This window comes from Paraburkholderia sp. SIMBA_030 (assembly GCF_046535245.1).
Classification (GTDB): Bacteria; Pseudomonadota; Gammaproteobacteria; order Burkholderiales; family Burkholderiaceae; genus Paraburkholderia.
The window spans coordinates 1-255 of sequence record NZ_JAWRXB010001043.1; the positions used below are offsets into that span (position 1 = coordinate 1).

General features: G+C 56.9%; 1 pseudogene. It reads left to right on the forward strand.

Annotated features, from left to right (window positions below):
- Positions 1-255 (forward strand): annotated as a pseudogene (locus SB772_RS43210) (L-arabinose isomerase); the annotation flags it as partial.

Sequence of the window (255 nt, forward strand, 5' to 3'; positions counted from 1 at the left end):
CCGGCCAAAATGTGGATCAACGGCCTGACCATGCTCAACAAACCGTTGCTGCAATTCCACACCCAGTTCAACGCGGCGCTGCCGTGGGACAGTATCGATATGGACTTTATGAACCTGAACCAGACTGCACATGGCGGTCGCGAGTTCGGCTTCATTGGCGCGCGTATGCGTCAGCAACATGCCGTCGTTACCGGTCACTGGCAGGATGAACAAGCCCATGAGCGTATCGGCTCCTGGATGCGTCAGGCGGTTTCT